General features: G+C 55.3%; 22 protein-coding genes. 14 read left to right on the plus strand and 8 right to left on the minus strand.

The features are described 5' to 3' along the window. Positions 1-63 precede the first annotated feature (63 nt). Positions 64-588 (plus strand): DinB family protein, encoded by a 525-nt coding sequence (locus tag CLV97_RS07245; protein ID WP_106344861.1) that lies wholly within the window; start codon positions 64-66, stop codon positions 586-588. A 79-nt stretch (positions 589-667) separates the two neighbouring features. On the opposite strand, the gene CLV97_RS07250 is transcribed toward CLV97_RS07245, so the two are convergent. The 3 genes from CLV97_RS07250 to CLV97_RS07260 all read right to left on the minus strand — a co-directional run bounded on the left by CLV97_RS07250 (position 668) and on the right by CLV97_RS07260 (position 4197). Then, positions 668-2164: a golvesin C-terminal-like domain-containing protein gene (locus CLV97_RS07250; protein WP_106344862.1), complete on the minus strand. Its 1497-nt coding sequence runs from the start codon at positions 2162-2164 to the stop codon at positions 668-670. Between the two features lie 380 nt (positions 2165-2544). Continuing rightward, entirely contained in the window at positions 2545-2814 is a 270-nt protein-coding gene (locus CLV97_RS07255) for an acylphosphatase (RefSeq protein WP_106344863.1), read from the minus strand. Positions 2815-3003: 189 nt separating this feature from the next. Continuing rightward, a complete protein-coding gene (locus tag CLV97_RS07260; protein ID WP_106344924.1) occupies positions 3004-4197 on the minus strand; it encodes an MFS transporter in 1194 nt (397 codons plus the stop codon). Between the two features lie 189 nt (positions 4198-4386). On the opposite strand from CLV97_RS07260, the gene CLV97_RS07265 reads away from it, so the two are divergent. From CLV97_RS07265 to CLV97_RS07275, 3 genes are all read left to right on the plus strand, one after another. Continuing rightward, entirely contained in the window at positions 4387-5799 is a 1413-nt protein-coding gene (locus tag CLV97_RS07265; RefSeq protein WP_106344864.1) for a SpoVR family protein, read from the plus strand. Between the two features lie 257 nt (positions 5800-6056). Continuing rightward, on the plus strand, positions 6057-6827 hold the full coding sequence (locus CLV97_RS07270; protein ID WP_106344865.1) for an RCC1 domain-containing protein: 771 nt from the start codon (positions 6057-6059) through the stop codon (positions 6825-6827). A 328-nt stretch (positions 6828-7155) separates the two neighbouring features. Beyond that, positions 7156-7845 carry a C40 family peptidase gene (locus CLV97_RS07275; RefSeq protein WP_245891423.1) on the plus strand — a complete coding sequence of 230 codons (690 nt, stop codon included), beginning with the start codon at positions 7156-7158 and terminating at the stop codon, positions 7843-7845. A gap of 84 nt (positions 7846-7929) precedes the next feature. Here CLV97_RS07275 and CLV97_RS07280 read toward each other — a convergent pair whose 3' ends face one another. From CLV97_RS07280 to CLV97_RS07300, 5 genes are read right to left on the minus strand one after another with little or no spacing between them, the layout of a single operon-like run. Then, positions 7930-8406, minus strand: coding sequence for a GNAT family N-acetyltransferase (locus CLV97_RS07280; RefSeq protein WP_106344867.1), 477 nt, complete (start codon positions 8404-8406; stop codon positions 7930-7932). Next, positions 8403-9734, minus strand: a complete 1332-nt coding sequence (locus tag CLV97_RS07285; protein WP_106344868.1) for a YheC/YheD family endospore coat-associated protein — start codon at positions 9732-9734, stop codon at positions 8403-8405. Before CLV97_RS07285 ends, CLV97_RS07280 begins: the two co-directional genes overlap by 4 nt. A 17-nt stretch (positions 9735-9751) precedes the next feature. Continuing rightward, positions 9752-11131, minus strand: coding sequence for a YheC/YheD family endospore coat-associated protein (locus CLV97_RS07290; protein WP_106344869.1), 1380 nt, complete (start codon positions 11129-11131; stop codon positions 9752-9754). A 3-nt stretch (positions 11132-11134) separates the two neighbouring features. Next, a complete protein-coding gene (locus CLV97_RS07295; RefSeq protein WP_106344870.1) occupies positions 11135-12232 on the minus strand; it encodes a YheC/YheD family endospore coat-associated protein in 1098 nt (365 codons plus the stop codon). Beyond that, positions 12229-13659, minus strand: coding sequence for a YheC/YheD family endospore coat-associated protein (locus tag CLV97_RS07300; RefSeq protein ID WP_170070398.1), 1431 nt, complete (start codon positions 13657-13659; stop codon positions 12229-12231). Before CLV97_RS07300 ends, CLV97_RS07295 begins: the two co-directional genes overlap by 4 nt. A gap of 248 nt (positions 13660-13907) precedes the next feature. On the opposite strand from CLV97_RS07300, the gene CLV97_RS07305 reads away from it, so the two are divergent. The 10 genes from CLV97_RS07305 to CLV97_RS07350 all read left to right on the plus strand — a co-directional run bounded on the left by CLV97_RS07305 (position 13908) and on the right by CLV97_RS07350 (position 24409). Beyond that, positions 13908-14597, plus strand: coding sequence for a metal-dependent hydrolase (locus CLV97_RS07305; RefSeq protein ID WP_106344872.1), 690 nt, complete (start codon positions 13908-13910; stop codon positions 14595-14597). 253 nt (positions 14598-14850) lie between these two features. Beyond that, positions 14851-15141 carry a hypothetical protein gene (locus CLV97_RS07310; protein WP_106344873.1) on the plus strand — a complete coding sequence of 97 codons (291 nt, stop codon included), beginning with the start codon at positions 14851-14853 and terminating at the stop codon, positions 15139-15141. Positions 15142-15336: 195 nt separating this feature from the next. Next, on the plus strand, positions 15337-16650 hold the full coding sequence (locus CLV97_RS07315) for a DRTGG domain-containing protein (RefSeq protein ID WP_106344874.1): 1314 nt from the start codon (positions 15337-15339) through the stop codon (positions 16648-16650). Between the two features lie 20 nt (positions 16651-16670). Then, on the plus strand, positions 16671-17513 hold the full coding sequence (locus CLV97_RS07320; RefSeq protein ID WP_106344875.1) for a nucleotidyltransferase domain-containing protein: 843 nt from the start codon (positions 16671-16673) through the stop codon (positions 17511-17513). A 767-nt stretch (positions 17514-18280) separates the two neighbouring features. Beyond that, entirely contained in the window at positions 18281-20119 is a 1839-nt protein-coding gene (gene nosZ, locus CLV97_RS07325) for a Sec-dependent nitrous-oxide reductase (protein ID WP_106344876.1), read from the plus strand. A 66-nt stretch (positions 20120-20185) separates the two neighbouring features. Continuing rightward, complete coding sequence (locus tag CLV97_RS07330) at positions 20186-20788, plus strand: hypothetical protein (RefSeq protein ID WP_245891424.1); 603 nt, start codon at positions 20186-20188, stop codon at positions 20786-20788. Continuing rightward, positions 20752-22143, plus strand: coding sequence for a nitrous oxide reductase family maturation protein NosD (nosD, locus tag CLV97_RS07335; protein WP_106344877.1), 1392 nt, complete (start codon positions 20752-20754; stop codon positions 22141-22143). Before CLV97_RS07330 ends, nosD begins: the two co-directional genes overlap by 37 nt. Before the next feature lie 30 nt (positions 22144-22173). Then, positions 22174-22635, plus strand: a complete 462-nt coding sequence (locus CLV97_RS07340; RefSeq protein WP_170070399.1) for a nitrous oxide reductase accessory protein NosL — start codon at positions 22174-22176, stop codon at positions 22633-22635. Then, positions 22632-23486 (plus strand): ABC transporter permease, encoded by an 855-nt coding sequence (locus CLV97_RS07345; RefSeq protein ID WP_245891425.1) that lies wholly within the window; start codon positions 22632-22634, stop codon positions 23484-23486. The genes CLV97_RS07340 and CLV97_RS07345 overlap by 4 nt, the downstream gene beginning before the upstream one ends. Beyond that, positions 23483-24409, plus strand: coding sequence for an ABC transporter ATP-binding protein (locus tag CLV97_RS07350; protein WP_106344879.1), 927 nt, complete (start codon positions 23483-23485; stop codon positions 24407-24409). The genes CLV97_RS07345 and CLV97_RS07350 overlap by 4 nt, the downstream gene beginning before the upstream one ends. Positions 24410-24426 lie beyond the last annotated feature (17 nt).

The raw sequence follows: 24426 nt of genomic DNA on the forward strand, positions 1-24426 counted from the left end.
GAGGAGTTCGGAAAGTTCTGTAGAAAATGCTGTTATTACCCCTCAAGAAAGAGAGGCTTCGCCATGGACGCAAACGCCCGGATTCGGCAGAAGGTATGGCGAGAGGTTGAGCGGCTGTCGGATGAGGAGATCAACCGGAAGCCCTCCCCGGATCGTTGGAGTATCGCGCAAATCCTGGAGCATTTGTATTTGACCGAACTGACCGTGGCCCGTCGGATGAAGAAGGCGGCAGATCGGACGGACAAGCAGATCTCCGGGGAAAAGCCGATTCGACTGCTTTTGGACCGCAGTCTCCGGGTGAAGGTGCCCATTCCGGATCTGGAACCGAGCGACGATTTCAAGACGCTTGATTCGCTGAGAGAGAAGTTGTGTCGCTCCCACCGGTTTTTTGCCGGCGTCTTGCGGGATTTGACACCGGATCAACTGAGGCGTTGCTCGATGCGCCACCCTCTGTTTGGGACCATGAGCCTGGAGCAATGGGTTGAATTTGTCAGTTTGCATGAACAAAGGCATCTCGAGCAAATCAGGGAAACCAGGGAGAGGTTAGGCCTGCATCGGGAGCCGGACGGCGATGAGGCGGGAGAGTGAGGTCGAAGTTTTCGGATCGTCAGACCATGATCGCAAAAAACCGGCGCATACCGCCGGTTTTTTGCAAATCCGGAAAACCTCATTGCTTGACCAGCTTGAAAGCATCCGCCACGACGTATCCGGGACTGGATGTCCATCGGGATACGCCGATGAAATAATCGGTGCCCTGAGCCAAGTTGAATCGGCCCAGGTAGTTCCATTTGCCGCCGTTTAACTGCTGGTTGACGTAAACCGTTTGATATCCGGATGTGGTTTTGATGACGACGGGGGCTCTGGAGTTGTAGCCGCTGTTGGCCGGCCACCAGCCGTAAACATCGTAGTTTCCGGCGGAAGGGACGGTGATCTGGTACCAGAAGGGATCGCTGGCCAGAACCGGGTCGGCAAATCGATAATTGCTCCCGTATTTTTGGGAATTCCAGGAGCTTGTCCCCCACGCGTCGCTGGCCATATGGGGACCCGTGTTGTCAAAAACGTATTCCTCGGACTGGTTGATCAGGGACATGTAGTAGTTCCAATCCCAGTGGGGTCCCGGGTCGGTATGGGTCGCTCCCGGCACTTCGCTGTGCGCGATAATGTGGTTCCGGTTTTTCGGAATGCCGTACCGGTCGCATAACCAGCGGGTCAGATTGGCGGAAGCGCGATACATGGCATCCGTGTACCAGGCCGGATCGCTGACATATCCTTCGTGTTCGATCCCGATGCTGTGGACATTGTAGTTCCAGTTGCCCGCGTGCCACGCAATATCCTTGTTTTGCACCATTTGTGTGATCTCGCCGTCGCTGGAACGGATTACGTAGTGGGCGCTCACATTGGAGGCAGGGTTTTGGAACCAGCTGATCGTTCCGCTGTAGGAGCCCTCGGTCGTGTGAATGATGACGTAGTCAATGGAATTGCCGTCGCTTTCCCGGTTGGCCGCCGTGTAGTTGGTGCTGGAAGCGGGAATCCATCTTGCGCCGGGATAATCCGGGGTCGCCTGTTTGTCCATGGACTTTTCGATGTTTTCATATTTGCCCTTATGCGGTGTCACCGGCGTCGGCAGAATAAAAATATCTTTCCCGTCAATCACCCGTTGCGCCCCTTCGTTGATCACTTTGAACACTTCATCCGCGTACCATTTGGCGGCGATCTCGGAAGACAGTCCGCTGTATTCGGCTACGGTCACATACCAGTCAGCCAGGTTTTGCGGAATCGTTCCGCCGTTGTTTTCCTTCGCCAGTTCGGCCAGGACGGCGGCGCCCCCCCGGATGTTATGTTTAATGTTTTTCTTCAGCGTCGATTCGGGGAGTCCCAACAACCGGCTGGCCTCTTTCAAGGATTGGTTGGAGGGGTTGTCGGCCAAGTGCATCAAGCCGTAACCGTTGAGTTGGCTGGGCTGCCCCTTGTGATCTTGCCAACGCGTCTCCACATAGCTGACTGCCAGCAAAATTTCGCTGGGGACTTTAAATTCATCGGCGGCTTGTCGGAAGGTATTGTACAGACTTCCCGGATGAAACTGGTCGGATGCGATACCGGTCGCAGGGCTCAGGATGAAAAGGAGCATGCTGAAAAGAAGCACCGAGATTCCCCATTTTCTCATGCCGGATTCCCCCTTCAGGTGAAATGGCTCCCTCTATTTCAATTATATAACAATTTTATTTTTATAGACAATACTAAAAAATATTTATTATAAAAACAAACGCGGCGAATTCAGGGAAGATCTATAAGAAGATGCATCAAGGAGAAGAGGGAAATTCAAGGAGGAATCGAGCAAAGGGGGAAAATGGTCCGGCCGATTCGCCGACGGAAGGGGGGCGGATTTGATAAATTTTCCACCGGATGGCGGGGAAAATTTGTGACAACAAGAGCGAGAATTAAAAGGAGGATAGCGCCGGCAGACCGATTTTGGCCCGCGCCCCGGGATGGAATTGAGCGGATTTGTCTCAAACTCCCGGGGGCGGCTTGCGAAGGTACCTCCTCTCAATAGCGGATCTCAAACTGTTGAAAACCGGTCGGCTTTTCGTCGCGGATGTCCAGGTGGGTGACCTTTGACGCCGGACTTCCTCTTTTGACCGCTTCTACGAACTGTTTCATCCGGGATGACGGACCTTCCGCGTCAATCTCCACGGTGCCGTCGGGGAGGTTTTTCACCCAGCCGTGAATGCCGATGCGGAGCGCCTGCTGATACACATGGTAACGAAAACCGACGCCCTGAACCTTTCCGTGAACGACGATCCGCTTTCGGACCATTTGCCTCCATCCTTTCTTTTCCGATGAGGGGACGCGCCGTTTGAGCGCAGAATTTGGTTCCGTAAATCTTTTTTCCACGAAGGCTCGGAGTCTACACTTGAGCTGGATGTGCCGGCTTTTGCGGACGGTCAACCGATGCTTTTCCCGGGGAAGGGCATGGAGTGTTCAGCCGCCGATCCGCTGTGAGGCTTATTTGGTCGCAGCCGTTTCCTTGTCCGACAGGGGCCGGGTGAGGGGAAAGGAGAGCAGGATCAAAAACAGGATCAAACCGGTCACCCCGAACCATCCAAAGCCGCTCCAGAACCACCCGCCCAAGGTGCCGAACACGCTGGAACCCGCGTAATAAAAAAACAGATACAGGGATGCCGCCTGCGCCTTTGCGGTTTGAGCCGTGATTCCCACCCATCCGCTGGCGACGGAGTGGGAACCGAAAAACCCGAAGGTGAAAAGGGCGAGCCCCAACACCTTGCACCAAAGAGGAGACAACAGGGTGAACATCGCTCCGACCAGCATCACCGCGAGACCCGACCAAAGCACTTTTTTTCGGCCGCGGCGGTCGGCCTCCCTGCCCATCCAGGCCGAACTGAAGGATCCGGTGAGGTAGACCAGGAAAAGCCAGCCGATGATCGAATGGCTGAGCGAATAGGGCGGAGCGAGAAGATGAAAACCGATATAGTTGAACAGGGTCACAAAACTTCCCATCAGGACAAAGGAGACGAAAAAGAGCCGCAGGAGCGACGGGTTTTTCAGATGGCGCCCCATCGAGAGGAGCAGCTCCTTGGCGTCGGGCCGGCGGGGTTGAAAGTGGTTGGACGGGGGCAAGGCCCGCCAAAACCAGAGGCTGAGAAGGAGGCTGATCCCGCCGATGGTTGCCAAAGCCATCCGCCAGGACAAGAGGTCGGTCAGGGTGCCGCTCAACACGCGCCCGGCCAATCCGCCGATCGAGTTGCCGCTGATGTACAGTCCCATCGCCGCTCCGAGGCTGGAGGGAGCCATTTCTTCCCCCAGATAGGCCATCGCCACCGCGGGCAGTCCCGCCAGGATGATTCCCTCCAACAGGCGGAACAACAGGAGGGAGGAAAAGTTGGGACTCCAGGCGGTCACCATCGCCAGCAAGGAAGAAAGAAAAAGGGAAACGACCATGATCGGCTTCCGTCCCCAACTGTCGGATAAAGAACCCAGGAGCAACATGGAAACGGCCAAGGAGGCCGTGGTCACGGACAACGCCAAACTTCCCATCGCGGGTGAGATGGAAAATTCCTGCGCAAATACGGGGATCAGCGGTTGCACGGCATACAGGATGGAGAAGGTGACAAATCCGCCGGCAAACAAAGCCCCGTTGGCCCGCCGGAAAGCGGGTGTTCCTTCGGTGAGTCGGCTCATCGTTCGGTTTCTCCCCGTGTTTTTGAATCCCATTATAGCGAGGGTCGCGGAATTTTTGCAAACGCGGCTTCCGGCGGGAACCCCGCGGGACCTGTCGGTGTTCGGAGCCGTCGCCCCGTCATAGGATAACAGGGAGGAGGTACAAACCGTGATGGATGGTTCTCCGACGGAAAAGGGAGGATAAAGGCCATGACCGAGGAAATCCGGAAGCTGGAGAAGGCCATAGAGGAGATCACCGAGATCGCCCGGAAGTTTCAGCTCGATTTTTTTCCGATGCGCTTTGAGATTTGTCCGGCGGACATTATCTACACCTTCGGAGCGTACGGTATGCCGACCCGCTTTTCCCACTGGAGTTTCGGCAAGGCTTTCCACCGCATGAAAATGGAATACGATCTGGGACTGAACAAGATTTACGAATTGGTCATCAATTCCAATCCCTGTTACGCTTTTTTGCTCAAGGGAAACAGTCTGATTCAAAACAAGCTGATCGTCGCCCATGTCCTCGCCCACTCCGATTTTTTCAAGAACAACGTCCGCTTTTCCAACACTTCCCGGGACATGGTGGAAACCATGGCGGCCAGCGCCGAACGCATCCGCTTTTACGAAATGAAATACGGAAAGGAACGGGTCGAGGAGTTTCTCGACCACGCATTGTCGATCCAGGAGCATATTGACCCCAGTTTGACAAAACCGAGGCGCAAACGGGAGGATCAAAAAACGGAGCAGCCGAGAAGAAGCCGTGTGAAAACACCCTATGACGATTTGTGGCGGCTGGACGGTCTGCCGGAGAAAAAAGAGGAGGAAAAGCCGGTCCAAAGACGGTTTCCGGAAACCCCGGAAAAGGATCTGCTCCTCTTTATCATGAATCACAGCCGGATTTTGGAGGATTGGCAACAGGACATCCTGTCCATCCTCCGCAATGAGATGCTCTACTTCTGGCCCCAGCTGGAGACCAAGATCATGAACGAGGGATGGGCCTCCTATTGGCACATCCGGATTCTCCGGGAGATGGACCTGACGGAGGAAGAGACGATCGAATTTGCCAAGCTGAACGCCGCCGTAATCCAGCCGTTCGCCACCTCCATCAATCCCTACTATCTGGGACTGAAGATTTTCGAGGACATCGAGAAGCGCTGGGATCATCCCACGAAGGAGGAGCGGGAGAAGTACGGGCGCCTTCCCGGAAAGGGGAGGGAAAAGATTTTCGAAGTGCGTGAACTGGAATCCGACATTTCCTTCCTGCGCAATTACTTGACCAAGGATTTGGTGGAGGAGCTGGACTTGTATGTGTTTGAGCGGACGGGCAATGCCTGGACCGTTACGGACAAGGATTGGAGGCGCGTGCGGGACCAGCTCGTCGCCAGCCGGGTAAACGGCGGTCACCCTTATATTGTCGTCAAGGACGGGGATTATCTCCGGAACGGGGAGCTGTACCTGGAACATCGGTACGAGGGGATCGAGCTGGATTTGAAATACCTGGAGAAAACTTTGCCCCACGTCTACGCTTTGTGGGGCAGGTCGGTTCATCTGGAGACGGTCGTCGAGGATCGACCGGTGGTGTTCAGTTATAATGGAAAAAAATGCAGCAGACGGTTCGTTTGATGAGACCGTAGAATCGGACGAGAAAAGGAAACGTTCGAGAAGGCCCCAAGATCAAGGGTAAAAAATAAGGTCCCATAACTCTTATTTGAGCTGTGGGACCTACCCTACCCAAGGCGCACGGCGGTGATTCTATACGGCACCCCGAGTGGCGGGTTCGGGCCGTGCCCGCGACTTCACCGACCCGAGCTGGATGTTGCCCGCAGTGGAGACGTGGATCGCCCAGAAACACGAATTTCGCGGCATCAAGGAGGTAAAACATGGATTGCAATTCACCGAACAAAGCGTCGTTAAGGGTGAAACGGTGGCCTAAAGATACCATAGCGGCGGGTCGTCGTCACACCGTAGGCCTTAAATCTGACGGATCGGTGACGGCTGTGGGTGATAATAAATTTGGACAATGCAACGTAAGCGGTTGGCGCGAAATTGTGGCGGTCGCGGCGGGCAATGTTCATATGGCTCCGAACACGGGTAATGCTCATACCATCGGCCTTCAATCGGACGGCACGGTAGTGGCTGTGGGTTGGAACAAACATGGTCAATGCAATGTAAGTGGCTGGCGTGATATTGTGGCGGTTGCCGCGGGCTGGCGGCGTACCGTTGGACTTCGATCGGACGGCACGGTTGTGGCTGTGGGTCAAAATAATGAAGGTCAATGCAATGTAAGCGGCTGGCGTGATATTGTGGCGGTTGCCGCGGGCTGGCGGCGTACCGTTGGACTTCGATCGGACGGCACGGTTGTGGCTGTGGGTCAAAATAATGAAGGTCAATGCAATGTAAGCGGCTGGCGTGATATTGTGGCGGTTGCCGCGGGCTGGCGGCGTACCGTTGGACTTCAATCGGACGGCACGGTAGTGGCTGTGGGTTGGAGCAAGCATGGCCAATGCAATGTAAGCGGTTGGCGCGATATTGTGGCGATCGCGGCGGGGTGCGTCCATACCGTCGGGCTTCAATTAATTGCTGTGGGTGATAATCAATTTGGCCAATGCAATGTAAGCGGCTGGCGCGGCATCCAACTGCCCGGCAATTAGTATTCAGGTATCAATGTCCTGATGACCGGTTGACATCCGCGCATATCCTTAGATAGTCACCGATTCACCATCTTATTTTGGGACAAGCTATTGGGGCGTTATCTATCCGCATTTTATCGGATAAGGCGAGGAAAACTCCTCGCCATTTTTCTTTTCACAAGCCTTGGAGGAACAGGAACGAGGGGATTCATCCGTCAATTTTCTTTTCATGCGAAATTTTACAGAAAATAATGCAAACTGGATATAATTGCATAATATATCAACTGTTATTTATGTTACCATTTAACGTGATTAACGGATGCAAATCCGAAACCCAAAGGAGGTTGCCATGCGGTTTTTTAAACGCTTCAAGAAAGTCTTGTGGATGGGAGCTTTGACGCTGGCTGTGTCTGCGTTCATTCCGGTTGGGACAAGCCATGCGGCTGCTGCTGACGATGCCCATAGCCTGATTCAGAGCATCTTTAACCGGGTCGGACTGAAATACGAGGTGCCGAAGGCGAAGGCCAAGACGCCTCCGAAGAGCGATGAGGTGAAACCGGCACCGGCGCCGACCCCTCCTCCGCAGGAAGAGGGCAGACAAGAGCAACCGGCCCAGCCCGAGCAACCGACCAAGCCGGAGCAACCGAAGTCTTCCGCCTTGGCGGACCGGATTATCCAAACCGGTGAAAAGTATCTGGGCACCCCTTACAAGTACGGAGCATCGTCCAATCAGACTAACTATTTCGACTGTTCTTCCTTCGTCCAGCGGGTGTTTAAGGAAAACGGGATCAACCTGCCCCGCACCTCGCGACAGCAGGCGAAGGTGGGAACCCACGTACCCAAGAGCCAGCTTCAAAAAGGAGACCTGGTCTTCTTCACCACCAGCTACTCTCCCAACCAAATCGCCCATGTCGGCATTTATGCCGGAAACAACAAGATACTGCACTCCTGGGGTCCCGGTGGCGTCCGCTACGATGACATGAACGGCATGAAGTGGCTGCGGGAAAGCTATGTTACGGCCCGTCGGGTGATCCAATAAAGACATTTCCCGAGATTTTAAGTCGAGCCCTCTGTCCCCCGAAGGGGAAGAGGGCTCGATGCTTTTCGGCAGGGCGCGGGGGTTTCAGGCGCTGGCGGATGTCCCCCAGGGGACTTCCGCCGGGTTCCAGTTGCCGCCGGCCAAGCAGAGGGTCGGTTTGCCGGTGGGTCCGCGAATCAGTCGGAAGGCGACCAGTCCGCAGGAGAAACAGAGTTTCAGGCTGGGAAGATTGTCGCAGGCCACCCGGGTGTACACCTTGTTCAACAATTTCAGAGAGTGGGTAAGCAATTGTTCCCCGATCCCTCGGTTGCGGTAATCCGGATGGACGACGATGAAGGATTCCTCCAATCCGTAAGATCCGAAGGCGATCACTCCGACAAGCTTCTTTCCTTCGGCGGCGATGGCCACCAGCGTTCCCTGCCCCCACCGGGTGGATGGAAGGCGTTGAAACCAGCGGAGAGCGCGGTGGGTGATCCGGCGATCCCCGTATTTTCGGCAAAAGGCCAGGAGAGAGGATCGGATGGCGGCCATCCCTTCCGGGGTCAGGGATTTGATTCTCACAGGGATGCGCCTCCTTTCCTGCGCGCCCCCTGGAAACCGCTCAGGTAAAGGGAATATTGAATCAGCCGCTTGAGGGAACGCTCTCGGATATCGGGTTCGTCAAATTTCATCGGCTTGGCGTTGGCCTCGAAAAACCAGAGTCGGCCGCTCTTTTCGATTCCCATGTCGATCGACATTTCCCCGATGTTCCCTTCCTGGCTCCGCTCGATCTGGCGGGCGATGCGCAGGGCCGTTTCCTCGATCCGTCGAGTGACTTCCCGGCAGCGGTCTCCAAAGACGGTCTTCAAAACGGATTGCTGGTTTTCAATGGTGCCGCCCATCGGCACATGGGTGGATATGGCATCCGGCCCCGCCACGCGGATGCCGATGCCCGTGATGCCCCACCTGCCGTTTCCTCCCTTTTGCAGGAGAATCCGCAGGTCGAAGGGGCGCCCCCGAAAGGTGGCCAAGGGGATGCCCTGCTGCCATACATAGGATCGCTTGCCCGCCACCCTTCGAAGCAATTTCAGCAGGTTCGCCATGTCTCTTACCGGAAACCGCTTCTTCTCCTTGAGGGTTTGGAGAACCACCTCATACCCCGAGCTGTTCCGGGCGATGCGGATCATTCCGTTGCCGGCCAATCCATCGTTGGGTTTCAGGTAGACCGTCGGAAAACGCTTCAAGATGTGTACCGGCGGTTTGTCGGCATTCCACTTTCCCGTCGCCGGTACCAGTTCAGCCAGTTCTCCCGATTGTCGGAGGAATTGGTATAGGGTCCATTTGTTGAAAAATCCCGGGTTGAACAGGGGAATCCCCAGGGTCTTTCCCAGATATTGAAGGGCTTGTTGTTCACTTTTCCGCTGTTCGGCATTTCGCGTGGGAATCCGGTTGTATACCACGTCCGGCAGGGGAAGCGTCGCCGGGATGAAAGGATCCCCGGTTTTCAGCGGCCGGTGGATAAAACCGCGTACCGTTGATTTTCCGGGCTGAATGCCGCTGGGGGTGAGCACGAAAATCGTGACCCCCATTTTTCTCCCCATGCGAATCAGGTCGATGAAATTTTTCCGGTTTCCCCGGAAGGTGCGATTTCCGTCGGATGTCAGGATGGCGATGAAGGGTCCCGCTTTATAAGTATGAGGCTGGGTTTGCGTGAGCCGGACTGGCAAAAGGGATGCGGACGGTTGAAATCCGCGATGTTGTCTGACCGGAACTTCCACCGTCATGCGTCCGCCCAGGATCAGTCGAAGTTGTTCCGGCAGTGATTGCTTCACCTGTTGTGGATAGGGAATAAAAGCTGACGGTTTTTTGGACCCTTGTACGGCCAACCAGCCCGCGGTGGGATACGTCACGGTGTACCTCCTCCCTGTCAAAGGAAATTGGCCAGTTTCAGACTGTATTCGGTGATGTACTTGGCGGATCTCCAGCCTGCCTGGCGCAGGCTCGGATGGTGGAAGATGTGCCGGCCCGGTTTGGAGTTGACTTCAAACAGCCATACGCGGAGGTCCCGGTCCACCCCGATGTCCATGCCCAATTCGCCGAGGGGACCGTTTACTTGATGTTCCAGGGTTTTGGCGATCCGGATGGCGGCGTTGCGTATGTTGCTTTCCACCCTCGGCCCATCCATTCCGAACACTTTGCGCAGAAGCTCCGAGGCGGAGAGGAGCGATCCGCCGGTGCGGACGTGAGTGGTGACACTGCCCGGTCCGGCGGCCTTTGCACCGATTCCGACGATCCGCCATTCCCCGGTGCGGTCCTTGTGCAGGTGAACCCGGAAATCGACCGGACGTCCCTGGTATTTGATCAGGCGGATGCCCTGCTGGACCAGGTAGCGGTGAATCCGGGATTTTTGATTGCCGAAGGCGTAGCGAATCAGTTTTTCCAGTGAGCGGAACCGGTACAAAATGTTTTTGTCGCCATTCCGAAACCGGCAATAGTACCCTCCATTCGGGTCGCGTGTGATTCGAAAGATGCCCAGTCCCAGGCTTCCGCCGCTGGGTTTCAGATAGACCATTCCGTATTTGTCGATCATGTGGCGAATGGTTTCGATGGAAGGGGACAGGGAGGTTTCGGGGATCAGGTCATAGGTGTCCGGATGCCTGTAGAGCCGCTCGTGCACCGTCCACTTGTTGAAAAATCCCTGGTTGAATATCCGCGCATGCCCAAGTCTCGTTAAGCGTTCGCGACATACCTGGACCTGGGGGAGGGATTCGGATTTTCGGTTGGGCACCCGTTCGTAGATCACATCGGGGAACGGTGCGGTCATTCGAACCCACCCCATGTTTCCCGATTCGTCTTTCCGATAAAACCAGCCGGAAATCGTTCGGTTGGCCCAATTCACCATCTCCGGGGTAAATACATAGAAAAAGGGTTTTTCCTCCATGCCCGCCAGGATGAATTGGCGAAACAGGGATGATCGGCTGCCGAAGGGCTGGGATGGCGAACCGGTGAAGCCGGTGGTCAGGATGGCGAGGACCGGACCGAGGCGGAGTTGCCGGTTTGCGAAGGAAGCCCGGGTTTCTCCCAGATAGGGAATCGACAGTTGTCGGACGATCGATGGGGGTAGATAAATCACGGGTTCTCGTCCGCGAACCCCTACGACGCGGCTGATCAACGTTTTGTTACCGAGGCGGATTTTTATGGATTGACCATGGATGCATCCCCACCGGTTCATCAGGAATTTCGAAAGAATGACGGCTTTGGTGGGGGCGTTGGGTACGAGACGAATTCTGCAAATGATGGAGTTCATGCCTTACCCTCCCGTTTGCCTGTTGAAAATGGCCTGGGCCACTCGGATCGGAAGCAGGGTCGCCTGTCGGTAGACATCCTTTTGTCCTGTGAGGAGGAAAACGCTGCGTCCGGGTTTGGAATTGACTTCCAGTATCCATACGCGACCGTCGGCGTCGATGCCCACATCCAGCCCCAATTCCAAAAGACGGCCGTGGTGACGCTCGATGTGTGGAGGAACGACTGCCGCGAGCCAGTGGATCTTTTCCATGATGTCCTCTACCTGTTCCCGGCGAAAGTGGCGGAGAAGAAAGGGAAGCGCCTTCTCCGCCCGGCCACCCCCGTGCAGGTTGGAGGTGAGGCTGTGGGGTTTTCCGGTGCGTATGGCCATTCCGGTGGTTATCCACTCGCCCCGTTCGTTCTTCTGAATCAGCATGCGCAGATCGTACGGCCTTCCGTCCGGGGTGTTCAATTCAAGGTAGGGTTGCATCACGTAGCGGGTGGTTGCGACAAAGCGGCTCAACCATTGTTTCAAGGAGGATTCGTCGTCGAAGGTGAGGTGAAAGAACCGGTTTTCCCTGGTCCGACCGTGCACTTGATATCCGTTTCCGCTTTGCTGGATGGCCGCCACTCCCCTGCCGTGGCTACCGCCGTTGGGCTTGATCACGATCTTTCGGTGTTGCCGGAGAAAGGAGAGGGCCTTGTCGGGGCCTTCCCATTTACGGGTTTCCGGCAGGTGGGGAAGGAGCGAAGCGTTTCGGGACAGGATGAGGTGGGTGTCCCATTTCCCGACGAGTCCCCGGCCGAGCAGCTGAACGTGGGGATCCTTATCCAGTCGCATGACAAAGGGTTTGTATTCCCTGTATTGGCTGCTGTGGGTGTAAAAGCAGCGGTCGTAGACCAGCGTCGGCAGGGGATGCTCACCGGCCACCCACCGGTTTTCTTCCGTTGAGAAGGTCCATCCTTTCACCCGTCGACGGTTCCAGTCCACCTGTTTCGGGGAAAAGATCAGCAGTCCGACGCCCAGCCGCCTGCCTTCCAGGGCGAGGCGCTTGAAAAAGCCTGCTTCGTGAAAGGGCGGGGACTTGCGAACCGTGCAGACGATGATTCCGAGGGTCCTCATATTCGTTTCCTCCCGGCAACGTTTCGGGGTTGGTTTCGGGGTTGTGGGAACGGACCCCTGATTTGTGCGAAACGGGTTAAATACAGGGTGTAATCGATGAGGCGGATCACCGAGGGACGCGTGGACAGGGACGGATTGATGACGGTGTCATCGGTTTTGGAGGGTTTTGAATTGATTTCGAGAAGCCAGACTTTTCCCGCCTTGTCAACGGCCAGATCGATGCCCAACTCGGCGTAATGGCCATCGACCAGCTCTTCAAAGGCGTTGGCCACATCCAGCGCCGTTGACCGGATTTTGGAGATGGAGGGTCTGGACTGATGGGCATCCAGCTCCTCGATGACGTCGGAGGCTTTCCGCACGGTGCCGCCCCGGGCCAGGTTGGAGACGATATGCTGATCGTTGGCGATGCGTCCGACGACGGAGGTGATCGCCCAGTTGCCGTGCAGATTTTTTTGAACCAGGACGCGGAAATCGACGGGACGCCCCCTGGAGGTGACCAGGTGGAGTCCCTGCTGGATCAGGTAGGACGAGCCTTTTACGCGACGGTTCAAGTGGGTGATGACCGTTTCGATCTTTCTGTACACGCGGGTGGTCGTTCCATTTGCGGTGGCATATTGACAGACGATGAAGCGTCCGGTTTTGATGAGGCGAATGATGCCGGATCCGAGGCTTCCGTTGGTCGGCTTGAGATAGAGGCTGCCGTGGCGGTTCAACATGGTCCGGATTCGATTGGGATGATAAGGATGGGTTTCCGGGAGCATGTTCTGCATGCGGGGATCCCGCATCAGGGTTTCGTGGACCTGCCGCTTATCCAAAAAGGTTGTGTTGAAGACATAGACACCGTGGTGCATGCGCAAAAATCGGAGGATGCTCTGAAGGCGCGGCTTCCTCTCGATTCGCCGGGATGTGATCCGATTGTAAAGGACATCCGGAAAGGGGAGCTCTCTGGATCGCCACTTTCTGTTATGGAACAGCCAACCCTTGCTGGTCCCGCCTTCCGCCATCATTTGCTCCGGCGTAAAAACGGCGACACATACCCCCCGCTCCTGGCCGGTCAGGGAGCATTCCTCCAGAAAGCGGGTCATGGCGCCGAAAACCGGTTGATTCATGGTTGTTTCGGTGTTGATGAGGATCCCGAGGAGGGGACCGATGCGTAAGCAGTGCGACTGGGAATCGTAGGATGCGCAAATGGAGAGGTGGTCCGGCAGTTTGAGGGAACGGGCAAGATGGGAGCTGATCCTGATCAAGGGGGATTTTGCCGAATGAATGGCAATCCATCCCTTGGCGACTCTCGATCCGAATTTGACCCAGACAGGAAAATGGGAGAGGTTCAGTTTTTCCGCCAGGGTACGGCTCATGACCATGTTGATGCTTTGAGGAAAAGTGTGGTCGGGTACTACCTGAATTTCACAGCGTGCAATCCCCATTCGGGATCCCCTCCGGCATGAGCTGACTACTTCATCGTATGTGGGCATGTATATTCGGGTGAAAAAAAGGGGCTTGGTTTTAGGAATCGCGGAGGCTGAAGGCGGGAGGATTTTTTTTCGCCGTGTGGTATATGGCATAATGGGGATGTCGAAAAGCGGATTGAAAGGGCGATGCGGTTGGTCGACGGGCGATGCCGATTCGGAAGGAGCTCTCCTTCAACCTAGATACAGAAGAAAGGAGTTTCAATATGAAGATTCACTTTCACGGACACAGCTGTTTCGAAATTCACCATGAAGGCCACCGGCTGATCATTGATCCTTTTTTGCGGGGAAATCCCATGGCGAAGGCGGATCCCAAGGATATCAAGGTGGACTATGTGCTCCTCACCCACGGCCACAACGATCATGTGGGGGACGCGCTGGAAATCGCCAAGAACAATGATGCCACGGTGATCGCTCCCTTTGAATTGGCCGAATGGTTGGGTTGGCAGGGGGTGAAGGCCCATCCGTTGCATATCGGCGGAAGCCATGCCTTTCCCTTCGGCCGCGTGAAACTGACCCAGGCCTTCCACGGCTCCGGCTTTACCGTGGATGACCGGAAGGAGATCATCTATCTGGGGATGCCGGCGGGAATTTTGTTGATGCTGGGGGACAAGACCGTCTATCATGCCGGTGACACGGGCCTTTTCTCCGACATGAAATTGATCGGGGAACGGCATCCGGTCGATATCGCGATGCTGCCGATCGGCGACAACTTCACCATGGGTCCCGAGGACGCCCTGACTGCGGCGGAGTGGGTGAAGGCCAAATGGGTGATCCCCATGCATTACAACACCTTCCCGCTCATTGAACAGGATGCGGTCGCCTTTGTCCGGAACCTGGAGGCGAAAGGGATCAAAGGCGTGGTCATGGAGAGCGGCGAAACGAGGGAATGGTAGGTAAAAAACGACAACGAACTGTAAATACCTTGTAACTTGAGTGTAATACGTATTGCTTACTATATTTACAGGATGAAAACCCCCTTATTTGGAGGCGGCTGGAACTACCGTCTCTTTTTTTTTGCGAAAAGAAGGGACGGCAGCCGGTCCCACCCGCCGCGAGCAACTGCGATTTTCGCCCAAAAGAAGCCGGGATCTTGGCATAAAGGCCGGGGCTTGTACGTATGATGGGTACAGAATGGGGGGATCGAGCGTGTGGCGGAGTAAGTACGGAATCGCATTGGTGCTGGCCCTGGGCCTGCTGTTCATGGCGGTTCCCCGGCTGCCGGTGGCACTGGAAGCGGATGCCGATTCCGTTTTCGCTCTTTCGTGGCTGGCCTTGGCTCTTCTGGTGATCGCCGCCAACTGGCGGATGGTGCTCCGGGTGGACGAGGAGAGGGAGCGGCGCTCCGAATGGGAAAGGAGGCTTCGCTGGCTGGAGGCCCAGCGCAAGCAGCGGCGCTTCGGAACGGGGGCGGGACAACGAAGGCGGTTGTTTTCCTGAGGGGCGCACTCGCCCGCCATGTCTGCTTCAGCCGGACAAGCGGAGGGTTCGGGAGGATTGTATCATCCTTTTCCGATTTACTGTATCAAAGTTTGTAGGGGGCTTGAGGGAAACCCCCTATTTATTTTGTTTTTGGACTGTGTTGTATAATGATTGTAACAGGGTTTTATCGTTGAAAGGAAAGAAGGGATGCGAATGCCCACGAAGCACGAACAGATTCTCCGGTATATTGAACAGCTCGACGTGGGTGAGAAGATTTCCGTCCGCACCATCGCCCGCGAGCTGGGGGTGAGCGAAGGGACCGCGTACCGGGCGATCAAGGAAGCGGAAAACCAAGGGCTGGTCAATACCGTGGAACGGGTGGGAACGGTTCGCGTTGAGCGGAAACGGCGTTCCAACATCGAGCGGCTCACCTTCGCCGAAGTGGTCAACATCGTGGACGGTCACGTGCTGGGGGGACGGGCCGGGCTTCACAAGACCCTCAACAAGTTTGTCATCGGCGCCATGAAGCTGGAGGCGATGATGCGCTATGTGGAACCGGGAAACCTGTTGATCGTCGGAAACCGGTATAACGTGCACCGCATCTCGCTTCAACGGGGGGCGGCCGTCTTGATCACCGGCGGTTTTGACACGACGGAAGAAGTGAAAGCGCTTGCAGACGAACTGGAGCTTCCGGTGATTTCCTGCAGCTATGACACCTTCACGGTGGCGTCCATGATCAACCGGGCGATCTACGACCGTCTGATCAAAAAGGAGATTCTGCTGGTGGAAGACGTGATCGCGCGGGATCACAAGCCGGTCTATCTGAAAGTGGATGATCCGGTCGCCCGTTTTCACGAGAAGGTGAAGGAGACGGGCCACAGCCGCTATCCCGTGGTGGACGACGGCGGGAAGGTGCAGGGAATGGTGACGGCGAAGGATGTGGTGGGTCACGACTCGACGGAACGGATCGAGCGGGTGATGACCCGGAATCCGATCACGGTGACTCCGAAAACCTCCCTGGCGTCCGCCGCCCACGAAATGGTGTGGGAAGGAATCGAATTGCTCCCGGTGGTGAATGATCAGCGGCGCCTCCTCGGGGTGATCAGCAGGCAAGATGTGATCAAGTCGCTGCAGTATATGCAGAAGCAGCCGCAGGTGGGGGAAACGATCAACGACATTATTTTCCGGGGCTTTGAAGAGGTCCGGGAAAAGAACGGCACCCTCGTCTTTCGCGGAAAGGTGACGCCGCAAATGAGCGATTCCCTCGGAACCCTCAGCATCGGCGTGTTGACCGGTCTGATGACGGAGGCGGCGATCCGGATCCTCCGGCGGCATCGGAGGGGGGATCTGGTCACCGAGAACCTGACCATCTATTCCCTGAAGCCGGTGCAGCTGGAGAGCGAAGTGGAATTGATCCCCCGGGTTTTGGAAATGGGGCGGAAATCGGCCAAATTGGAACTGGAAGTGTTTCACGACGGCAACCTGGTGTCCAAGGCCATGCTGACGGCGCAGATGATCGAGCGGTAAAGTACAGGGGATGAACGAGCGTGGACCCGGTGCAAAAGATTTTGGATGATGTGACGCGAAAGCTGGAAGGGCTTCCCGGGGTCGTGGGAGTGGTGCTGGGAGGTTCCCGGGCAAAGGGGACTCACCGGCCCGATTCCGACATCGATATCGGGATCTATTACGACGAAAGCAAAGGCTTCGAGGTACGGTCCGTGGAGGAGATCGCGACGGAGCTGGATGATGAGCACCGAACCGAACTGATCACGCCCCTGGGGGCATGGGGACCTTGGGTCAATGGCGGCGGCTGGCTCGTCATCGGTGGATATCACGTGGACTTTTTGTTTCGCGACGTGAGACGGGTTGCTCGGGTGATCGACGATTGCGCGAAAGGAATCGTCACGGCGGATTATCAGACCGGGCATCCCCACGCCTATTTGAACCTGATGTATATGGGCGAAGTGGACCTGTGCAGGGTGCTGGCCGATCCGGAGGGGCGGATTGCGGAGCTGAAGGCCAAAACCCGGCCGTACCCGGAAGCCTTGCAGGTGGTCGTCATCGGCCGGTTTCTGTTCGAAGCGTCCTTTTCGCTGGTGCATGCCGAGGCCCATCGAGGAAACGATGATCTCTCCTATGTGGCAGGGTGCTGCTTCCGCACCGTGGCCTCTTTGAATCACGTCCTGTTTGCCAAGAACGAGGAATATTGCATCAACGAGAAAAAGGCGGTGGCGATGGCGGCCCGATTCCCTCTCAAGCCGGAACATTACAAGGAACGGGTCGATCAGGTGTTTACAAAGCTGTCTTCAAAGGACAGCCGGAGTACGGAGGAGGCTGTCGCCACGCTTCGGCAGCTCATATCCGAGACGGAGGAATTGGTCCGGCGCTAGAGGGAGCGGACCGATTCCGCACAAAAAAGCCATACGTTCAACGGCGCATGAAGTTCATCTTCATGCGTTTTTTGGTGCATTCATTTCCAGCTGATGTTTAAAACCACCCATCGTGAAGAGGTGCTGCCACCGGGGATGACCCCGTCCATCGGGTTTTGTCGTTCCTTTTATATCTAAACGCTCGTTTTCGAGGGGCGTGATTTTTTCGGGATTTTCCGCCGGCCACCCGCGCTCCGGGCGGTTTGCTATATGTGATTTTTATCACGAAACACCCCTTTTTAAATATGAAGGATCAATAATTTGCCCTTATACGGGCAAAAAACGTACAAACAATTTGTGTTCTGAATCACAATTATGCTGATTCGGTTTTGATTTCATTAAGGTGGAGCGAGAAGAAATGAATGGATGGCGCTCGCGCTCCACAGAAAATACATAACTGTCGGCATTTAGAGTGAAAATAATCACATTTATAACAATAACTTGATGATTTGATAAAAACTGTACCGTATTTTGCGCGGGAGGTGAAAACGGGAACTCTCCGCGATCGTGTTAAGAGATGCCGTCCGTCCCTTCTCACGGAATCCGATTCATTGGGAAGAAGGTGGATTTACAGTGAATCCGACGCTTCGGTGGGTGGTATTGTTTGCGGTGGGACTGGTTATCGGCTTTGCGGGAATTCTTTTGTTTCTGGGCTGAGACCACTGGAGCCTGAGCGAAAATTGTTGAACCACGAGACGGACCCACAAAAGACTGAGGAAGGTGAAAACATGAAGCTGGGGAAATGGTATGTTCCCGTGGCACTGGGAGTAATCCTGGGACTTGTGGCCGGTTCCATCGTCAGCTATGTCAGTCCGGCCCCGACAACGGAGGGAGAGCAGGCGGTTTCCGGTGCTTTTGTCCCTCCCGGTAAAAAGGATGAGTATTATATGTTTGCCTCGGGAGGGCATTCGGGGCAGGTATATGTGATTGGAATTCCATCCATGCGCAGAATTCGCACGATTCCCGTCTTCAGCCGGGATTCCGCCACCGGATATGGTTGGGACGAGGAGTCCAAAAAAATGCTCGGCGGCTACACCTGGGGGGATTTGCACCATCCGGCCCTCAGTGAAACCGACGGCGAGTATGACGGACGCTTTCTTTACGTCAATGATAACGCCAACAACCGGGCGGCGATGATCGATTTGAAAACCTTTACCACGAAGCAGATCTTGGGTCCGATCCCCAACATTATGGGCCCCCATTCGGCGGCGTTTGTTACGCCCAACACGGAATATTTCATGATGGCGACACGTTTTTCCGTTCCCATGGGCGGGAAATATGCGCCCCTGGACAAATACAGTAAAGAGTACCATGGAGCCTTGTCTGCCCAGAAAATCGACCAGAAGACAGGCAAGATGAAGGTCGCCTGGCAGTTGAAACTGCCGCCCTGGAACTACGATCTCTCCGATGCCGGGAAGAAAATCAGCGGCGACTGGGCCTTCTTCACCACCTACAACACGGAAGAAGCGACGGAGCTTTTGGAGATCAACGCATCCGCCAACGAAACCGACTATCTGGTCGCGATTAACTGGAAAAAAGCGGAACAAGCCGTTAAGGACAAGAAGTTTGAGGTGATCAACGGCGTCAAAGTGGTGGATCCGACGAAGGTGAAAGGAATCGCCTATTTGATTCCGCTGCCCAAAAGCCCCCACGGGGTTGACGTTTCTCCGGACGGTCGCTGGATCGTGGGTAGCGGCAAACTGGATCCCACGGTGACGGTGTACGATTTCAAGAAGTTCATCAAGGCCATTGAAAAGGAAGATTTCTCCGGGACGAAAAAAGGACTGCCCGTCGTCAATTTCGAGTCGGTGAAAGAGGCAACGGTGAAGGTCGGATTGGGCCCTCTCCACACCCAGTTCGGACCGGACGGTTACGCCTACACCACGTTGTTTGTGGAAAGCGCCGTGGCCAAGTGGAAGCTGGGCGAATGGAAGGTGCTGGACAAAGTGACCGTTCACTACAGTCCCGGCCACAGTTCCGCCGCGGAAGGGGACACGGTGTCTCCGGACGGGAAATACCTGGTGGCGCTGAACAAGCTTTCCAAGGACCGGCATCTTTCTGTCGGACCCTCCCATCCGGAAAATATGCAGCTGATCGACATTTCCGGAGACAAAATGAAGGTGATCAACGAGGCGCCGATCGATCCGGAACCCCATTACGCGCAAATGGTCAAAGCGGATAAAATCAAGCCGATACTGAAGTACGAAAAAGATGAGAAGCGCCCCCACTCGGTCTGGAAGAAGGAAGATGTGCGCATCGAGCGCGAGGGAAACCATGTGACGGTACACGGTTTGGCGGTCCGGACCCGGTTCTATCCGGATAAGATCGAGGTCAACGAAGGAGACAAGGTGACGATCTATTTGACCAACATCGATCTGGACCAGGATATCACCCACGGCTTCGCCATCAACCTCTATGACATCGATGTGGAAGTGCAGCCCGGAGAGACGAAAAAGATCGAATTTGTGGCGGACAAGCCGGGAGTGTATCCCTTCTACTGCTCCAACTTCTGTTCGGCGCTCCACCAGGAAATGCAGGGTTATCTCCTGGTCAAACCCAAGAAATAACGGCCCATCATCTGCTGCAGAGAGGGGAAACACCCCTCTCTGCAGCATGAAACAGGAGGGATTCCAGTGGGACTGAAGCGCTCCCGAATGTCCATGCGCTCCCGGGGACTGATCTTGGTCGGAGCCGCCCTGTTGGTGATATCCGTCTACTTTCCCTGGTGGGGGATGAAGCTGATCGCGACCATGTATCCCGAAGGCTTGAATCTATACGTTTATCCCTACAAGCTGGAGGGGCAATTGGATACGATCAACATTTTGAACCATTATATCGGCATGAAAGAGATCCATGAGGAGGATTTTCCGGAGTTTCAGTACATCCCCTATGCGATTTGGGGAATTGCAATCGGCTTTGCCTTCACCGCCGCTGCCGGATCCAAGAGGTTGGGCCATGTGATGATCGGTCTGATCGCGATCGGAGGGATTTTCGGGATATACGACATGTATCATTGGCTGCATACTTTCGGCACGCAACTGGATCCCCGGGCACCGATACAAATCGATCCCTTTGTACCGCCGGTCGTGGGGGAGAATCAGCTGGCCAATTTTACGACGTATACCGGTTTTAAAAGAGGTTTCTATTTCCTGCTTCTCGGGATGGTGGCAATAGCGCTGGGGCTCTGGGGGGATCGGCTGTGGAACGAAAAGTCATCCTCTGCTTGTTCTTCATAGCGATCCTTTTCGTGTGGATGCCGGAAAAAGCGGAATCCGCCGTCCGGGAAGTGGGCGAAGGGAAGCCCAATGCGCAACTGGCCGAGGCCCTGCGCGAGGCGGAGAACGGCGACGTGATCCGCGTTTATCCCGGTGAATACCGCGGAAATCTGGTGATCGACCGATCCGTCACTCTGGAGGCGGTGGAGGAGGGACGAGCGAAAATCATCGGCGACGGAGAGGGGAATGTGATCACCATTGATCACCCCGGGGTGACCATCAGGGGGTTTGAGATTTCCTCCGGTGGGCTCAACTATTTGAAAAACGACGCCGCCATCATGGTGAACCGGGACGGCGCCCGCATCGAAAACAATCGGATTCGGCGATCCCTCTTCGGCATTTACCTGAAAAAGTCGAGCAACCATGTGATCCGGGGAAACGATATCGTCGGCCGGGAAAAGCGCTCCTTTTCCGAGCGGGGGAACGGTCTTCAAATCTATTATTCCCACGGCAACCGGGTGGAGAGAAACCGCTTTCGCCATGTGCGGGACGGGATCTATGTGGAGTTTTCCCACCGCAACCGGCTTCACTCCAACCGGGTGGAGGATTCCCGGTACGGTGTCCACTATATGTGGTCCGATGACAATGTGTTTGAGGGGAATGTGTTTCTTCGCAACGTGTCGGGAGCGGCGATCATGTACTCCAAACGGGTGAAATTGACAAACAACCGGTTTGAGAACAGCCAGGGGCTGCGTTCCTTCGGGATGTTTTTCCAAACCGTGGAGGACAGCGAAGCCTACGACAATTTGTTCCTGCACAACTCCATCGGCGTCTTCAGTGATTTGTCCCGAAACATCCAAATCCACCACAACACCTTCCTGGCCAATGACATCGGAATGGAAATGCTGGGCAGCAATTGGGACGGGGCTGTCTACCAGAACAATTTCATCGACAACCTGCAACAATTGGCGATCAATGAGCAAACGACGAAAATCGACTGGTTCAAGGAGGAGAGGGGCAATTACTGGAGCGATTATGAGGGAGTGGATGTAGACGGGGAGGGAATCGGTAAGCCGAAATATCAATCCGGCAACCTGTTTGAGTATTTGATGACCAAATATCCGCACACCCGTCTCTTCATTCAGAGTCCGACGGCCAAAATGCTCGAGGCGATTGACCGCTGGTTTCCCGTTGTCTCCCGGCCGAGTGTGACGGATCCGTATCCGCTGATGAAACCCGTCCGTCATGAAACCTACGACCGATTGCGACGACGCTCGGAAGCGGGCGGGAAAGCGGCTTTCGCATGGGTGATTTCCGCGGCCCTGCTTTTGACGGGCGGAGGAGCGTTTTGGACCGTACACAGAAGAAACCGGTGATGACAAACCGGCGAACGGGAGGTTGAAATGATGGGGATCGCCCATTCTTCCAAGGCGGGGTTGGTGTTGATCCTGATGCTGGCGGTGGTCGGGGGATGCAACGGAGATTCGGGTCCTCAACCGATCGATGAAACGGTGGACGCGTGCGCCTCGTGCAACATGAGCGTGTCGGACGGACCCTTTGCTGCGGAATTGGTGCAAAAGGACGGGGAAGTGCTCAAATTTGACGATATCGGGTGTTTGGCCGGCTACCTTCGCAAAAATGACACGGACGGAGCGGCGTATGTCCGGGATTTTCACAGCAAGGAGTGGCTTCGGGCCGACGAAGCCTTCTTTGCGGAATCCGATCTTCACACACCGATGGATTCGGGCATTATTGCTTTCCGGGAAGCGAATCGTCTGCAAGAGTTCATCCGGAAGGAAAACGGGGCGAAAGAGACAACCTGGGGGGAAATTCTCCGTCACGCCCGGGATGAGGAGGCGAAACATTGAAGCCGGCGTGGAAGATCAAGCTGGAAACGGTGGGTGTCGTCGCCGAGAAGGAAATGTTGGATGCCGTTCGCAACCGTTGGTTTCACGTGTTTGTGGTGTTCTTTTTCCTGCTGTCCGCTTCCATTTCCTATTTTGGGTTGGCGGATAGCGGCGGGATCGGTTTTGAGAGTTTTAATCGCACGACGGCCAGCCTTTTAAATCTGATCTTGTTTGTCATTCCCTTGTTCACGCTGATTTTAGGCGGATCGTCCATCACCGGGGAACGTGAGCAGGGCACGTTGATGCTGCTGATGTCCAAACCGGTGACGGCCGCTGAACTGGTTTTGGGCAAGTATCTGGGCCTTGCGGCATCCATGGTATTTGCCATCATGATCGGTTTTGGTCTGATCGGCATCCTCACCGCCTTCCTCTTGTCCCCCTCCGAGGCGAAAGCGTATTTCATGTTTGTACTGCTTTCCATCCTGTTGACACTCTCTTTTCTCAGCTTGGCCATCCTGATCTCCGCTGCGGCGAAAAGGCGGGTGACCTCCGTGGTCGGCGGCATCGTCGTCTGGTCGGTCGCGGTGATGCTGTATGACTTTGCCGTCATGGGGGGAGCGAAGTTATTTACCGGTAAAATGGTCGATTATTTTCTACTGGTTTGCCTGTTGGCAAACCCCGTCGACTCCGTCCGCATCCTGGGAATCGTGCATCTGGGAGGAGATACGGTTTTCGGGCCCAGCCTGGTGTCGTTGACACGGCTGTTGAGCGGCGTTTCAAGCGAAATTCTTCTGCTGTCGGGGATCGCGGTCTGGATGATTGTCCCACTGTTCCTTGCCATTTCTGTCTTTCAAAGGAGGGGAGGAGTGTGACTTCCTGTGTGGTGGTGGAACATGTTTCCAAAAAATATAACGGAAAAAAAGCGGTGAACGATCTATCCTTTGAAATCAAACGTGGAGAAATTTTTTCGCTCTTGGGACCCAACGGAGCGGGAAAAAGCACCCTGATTCGGATGATGACCGGCCTGATTCAACCCGATTCCGGACAAATTCGGATGAACGGAGAACAGGTTCTGCCCTTCAAAAAGGAAGTCAAAAGATATTTCTCCTTTTTGCCGGAGACGATGTCCCTTTATCCCAATCTTACGGCGGGTGAGACGTTGCGCTTCTTCTCCAGACTGCAGAGGATTCCCCGGCACCGGTGCGAGGAAGTGCTGGATGTCGTGGGACTGTTGGGGTTCAAGGATAAGAAAATCGGCGGTTTTTCCAAGGGAATGAGGCAACGCCTGGGATTGGCGGTCGCGCTTTTGGATGAGGCGCCGCTCCTGATATTGGACGAACCCACTTCCGGATTGGATCCCTATTGGTCATCCCGGTTCAAGGAAATCATCCGTCGGAAAAAGCGGGAAGGTATCAGCGTTTTGTTCGCTTCCCACGATCTTTATGAGGTGGAGTCCTTGGCGGATCGGATCGCCATCCTGAATGAGGGAAAACTCTACTATTTGGGAACCTTGGACGGCCTCAAAGCGAGGCATCCCACCGAAATCCGGATCCGGGTTCGGTTTGAGGTCCCCCAAGATCCGGACGGGTTGTCCCGGGAATTGGGAGTTGCCGTCAACCGGATGGGGGATTGGGCCGAATTGATTTGCCGGAGAGAAGAGAAGGTGAGGATTCTTCGTTCTTTGGAGAAGGGCGGAAGAAAATTGGCGGACCTTCACATTCACGAGACGACCCTGGAGGAGATCTACCGCACAATTTCCGGGAGGGCGCCTTCCCCGCAGATGGACAAATTGTGAGGGGAGTCGGGTGTGAG

It is taken from the genome of Planifilum fimeticola (assembly GCF_003001905.1).
In the GTDB taxonomy this organism is placed as follows: Bacteria; Bacillota; Bacilli; order Thermoactinomycetales; family DSM-44946; genus Planifilum; species Planifilum fimeticola.

Bases quoted from the DNA above. Each gene is read 5' to 3' on its own strand.
- CLV97_RS07245 (WP_106344861.1), top strand. From the start codon at position 64: ATGGACGCAAACGCCCGGATTCGGCAGAAGGTATGGCGAGAGGTTGAG.
- CLV97_RS07250 (WP_106344862.1), bottom strand. From the start codon at position 2,164: ATGAGAAAATGGGGAATCTCGGTGCTTCTTTTCAGCATGCTCCTTTTC.
- CLV97_RS07255 (WP_106344863.1), bottom strand. From the start codon at position 2,814: ATGGTCCGAAAGCGGATCGTCGTTCACGGAAAGGTTCAGGGCGTCGGT.
- CLV97_RS07260 (WP_106344924.1), bottom strand. From the start codon at position 4,197: ATGAGCCGACTCACCGAAGGAACACCCGCTTTCCGGCGGGCCAACGGG.
- CLV97_RS07265 (WP_106344864.1), top strand. From the start codon at position 4,387: ATGACCGAGGAAATCCGGAAGCTGGAGAAGGCCATAGAGGAGATCACC.
- CLV97_RS07270 (WP_106344865.1), top strand. From the start codon at position 6,057: ATGGATTGCAATTCACCGAACAAAGCGTCGTTAAGGGTGAAACGGTGG.
- CLV97_RS07275 (WP_245891423.1), top strand. From the start codon at position 7,156: ATGCGGTTTTTTAAACGCTTCAAGAAAGTCTTGTGGATGGGAGCTTTG.
- CLV97_RS07290 (WP_106344869.1), bottom strand. From the start codon at position 11,131: ATGAACTCCATCATTTGCAGAATTCGTCTCGTACCCAACGCCCCCACC.
- CLV97_RS07295 (WP_106344870.1), bottom strand. From the start codon at position 12,232: ATGAGGACCCTCGGAATCATCGTCTGCACGGTTCGCAAGTCCCCGCCC.
- CLV97_RS07300 (WP_170070398.1), bottom strand. From the start codon at position 13,659: ATGGGGATTGCACGCTGTGAAATTCAGGTAGTACCCGACCACACTTTT.
- CLV97_RS07305 (WP_106344872.1), top strand. From the start codon at position 13,908: ATGAAGATTCACTTTCACGGACACAGCTGTTTCGAAATTCACCATGAA.
- CLV97_RS07315 (WP_106344874.1), top strand. From the start codon at position 15,337: ATGCCCACGAAGCACGAACAGATTCTCCGGTATATTGAACAGCTCGAC.
- nosZ (WP_106344876.1), top strand. From the start codon at position 18,281: ATGAAGCTGGGGAAATGGTATGTTCCCGTGGCACTGGGAGTAATCCTG.
- CLV97_RS07340 (WP_170070399.1), top strand. From the start codon at position 22,174: ATGGGGATCGCCCATTCTTCCAAGGCGGGGTTGGTGTTGATCCTGATG.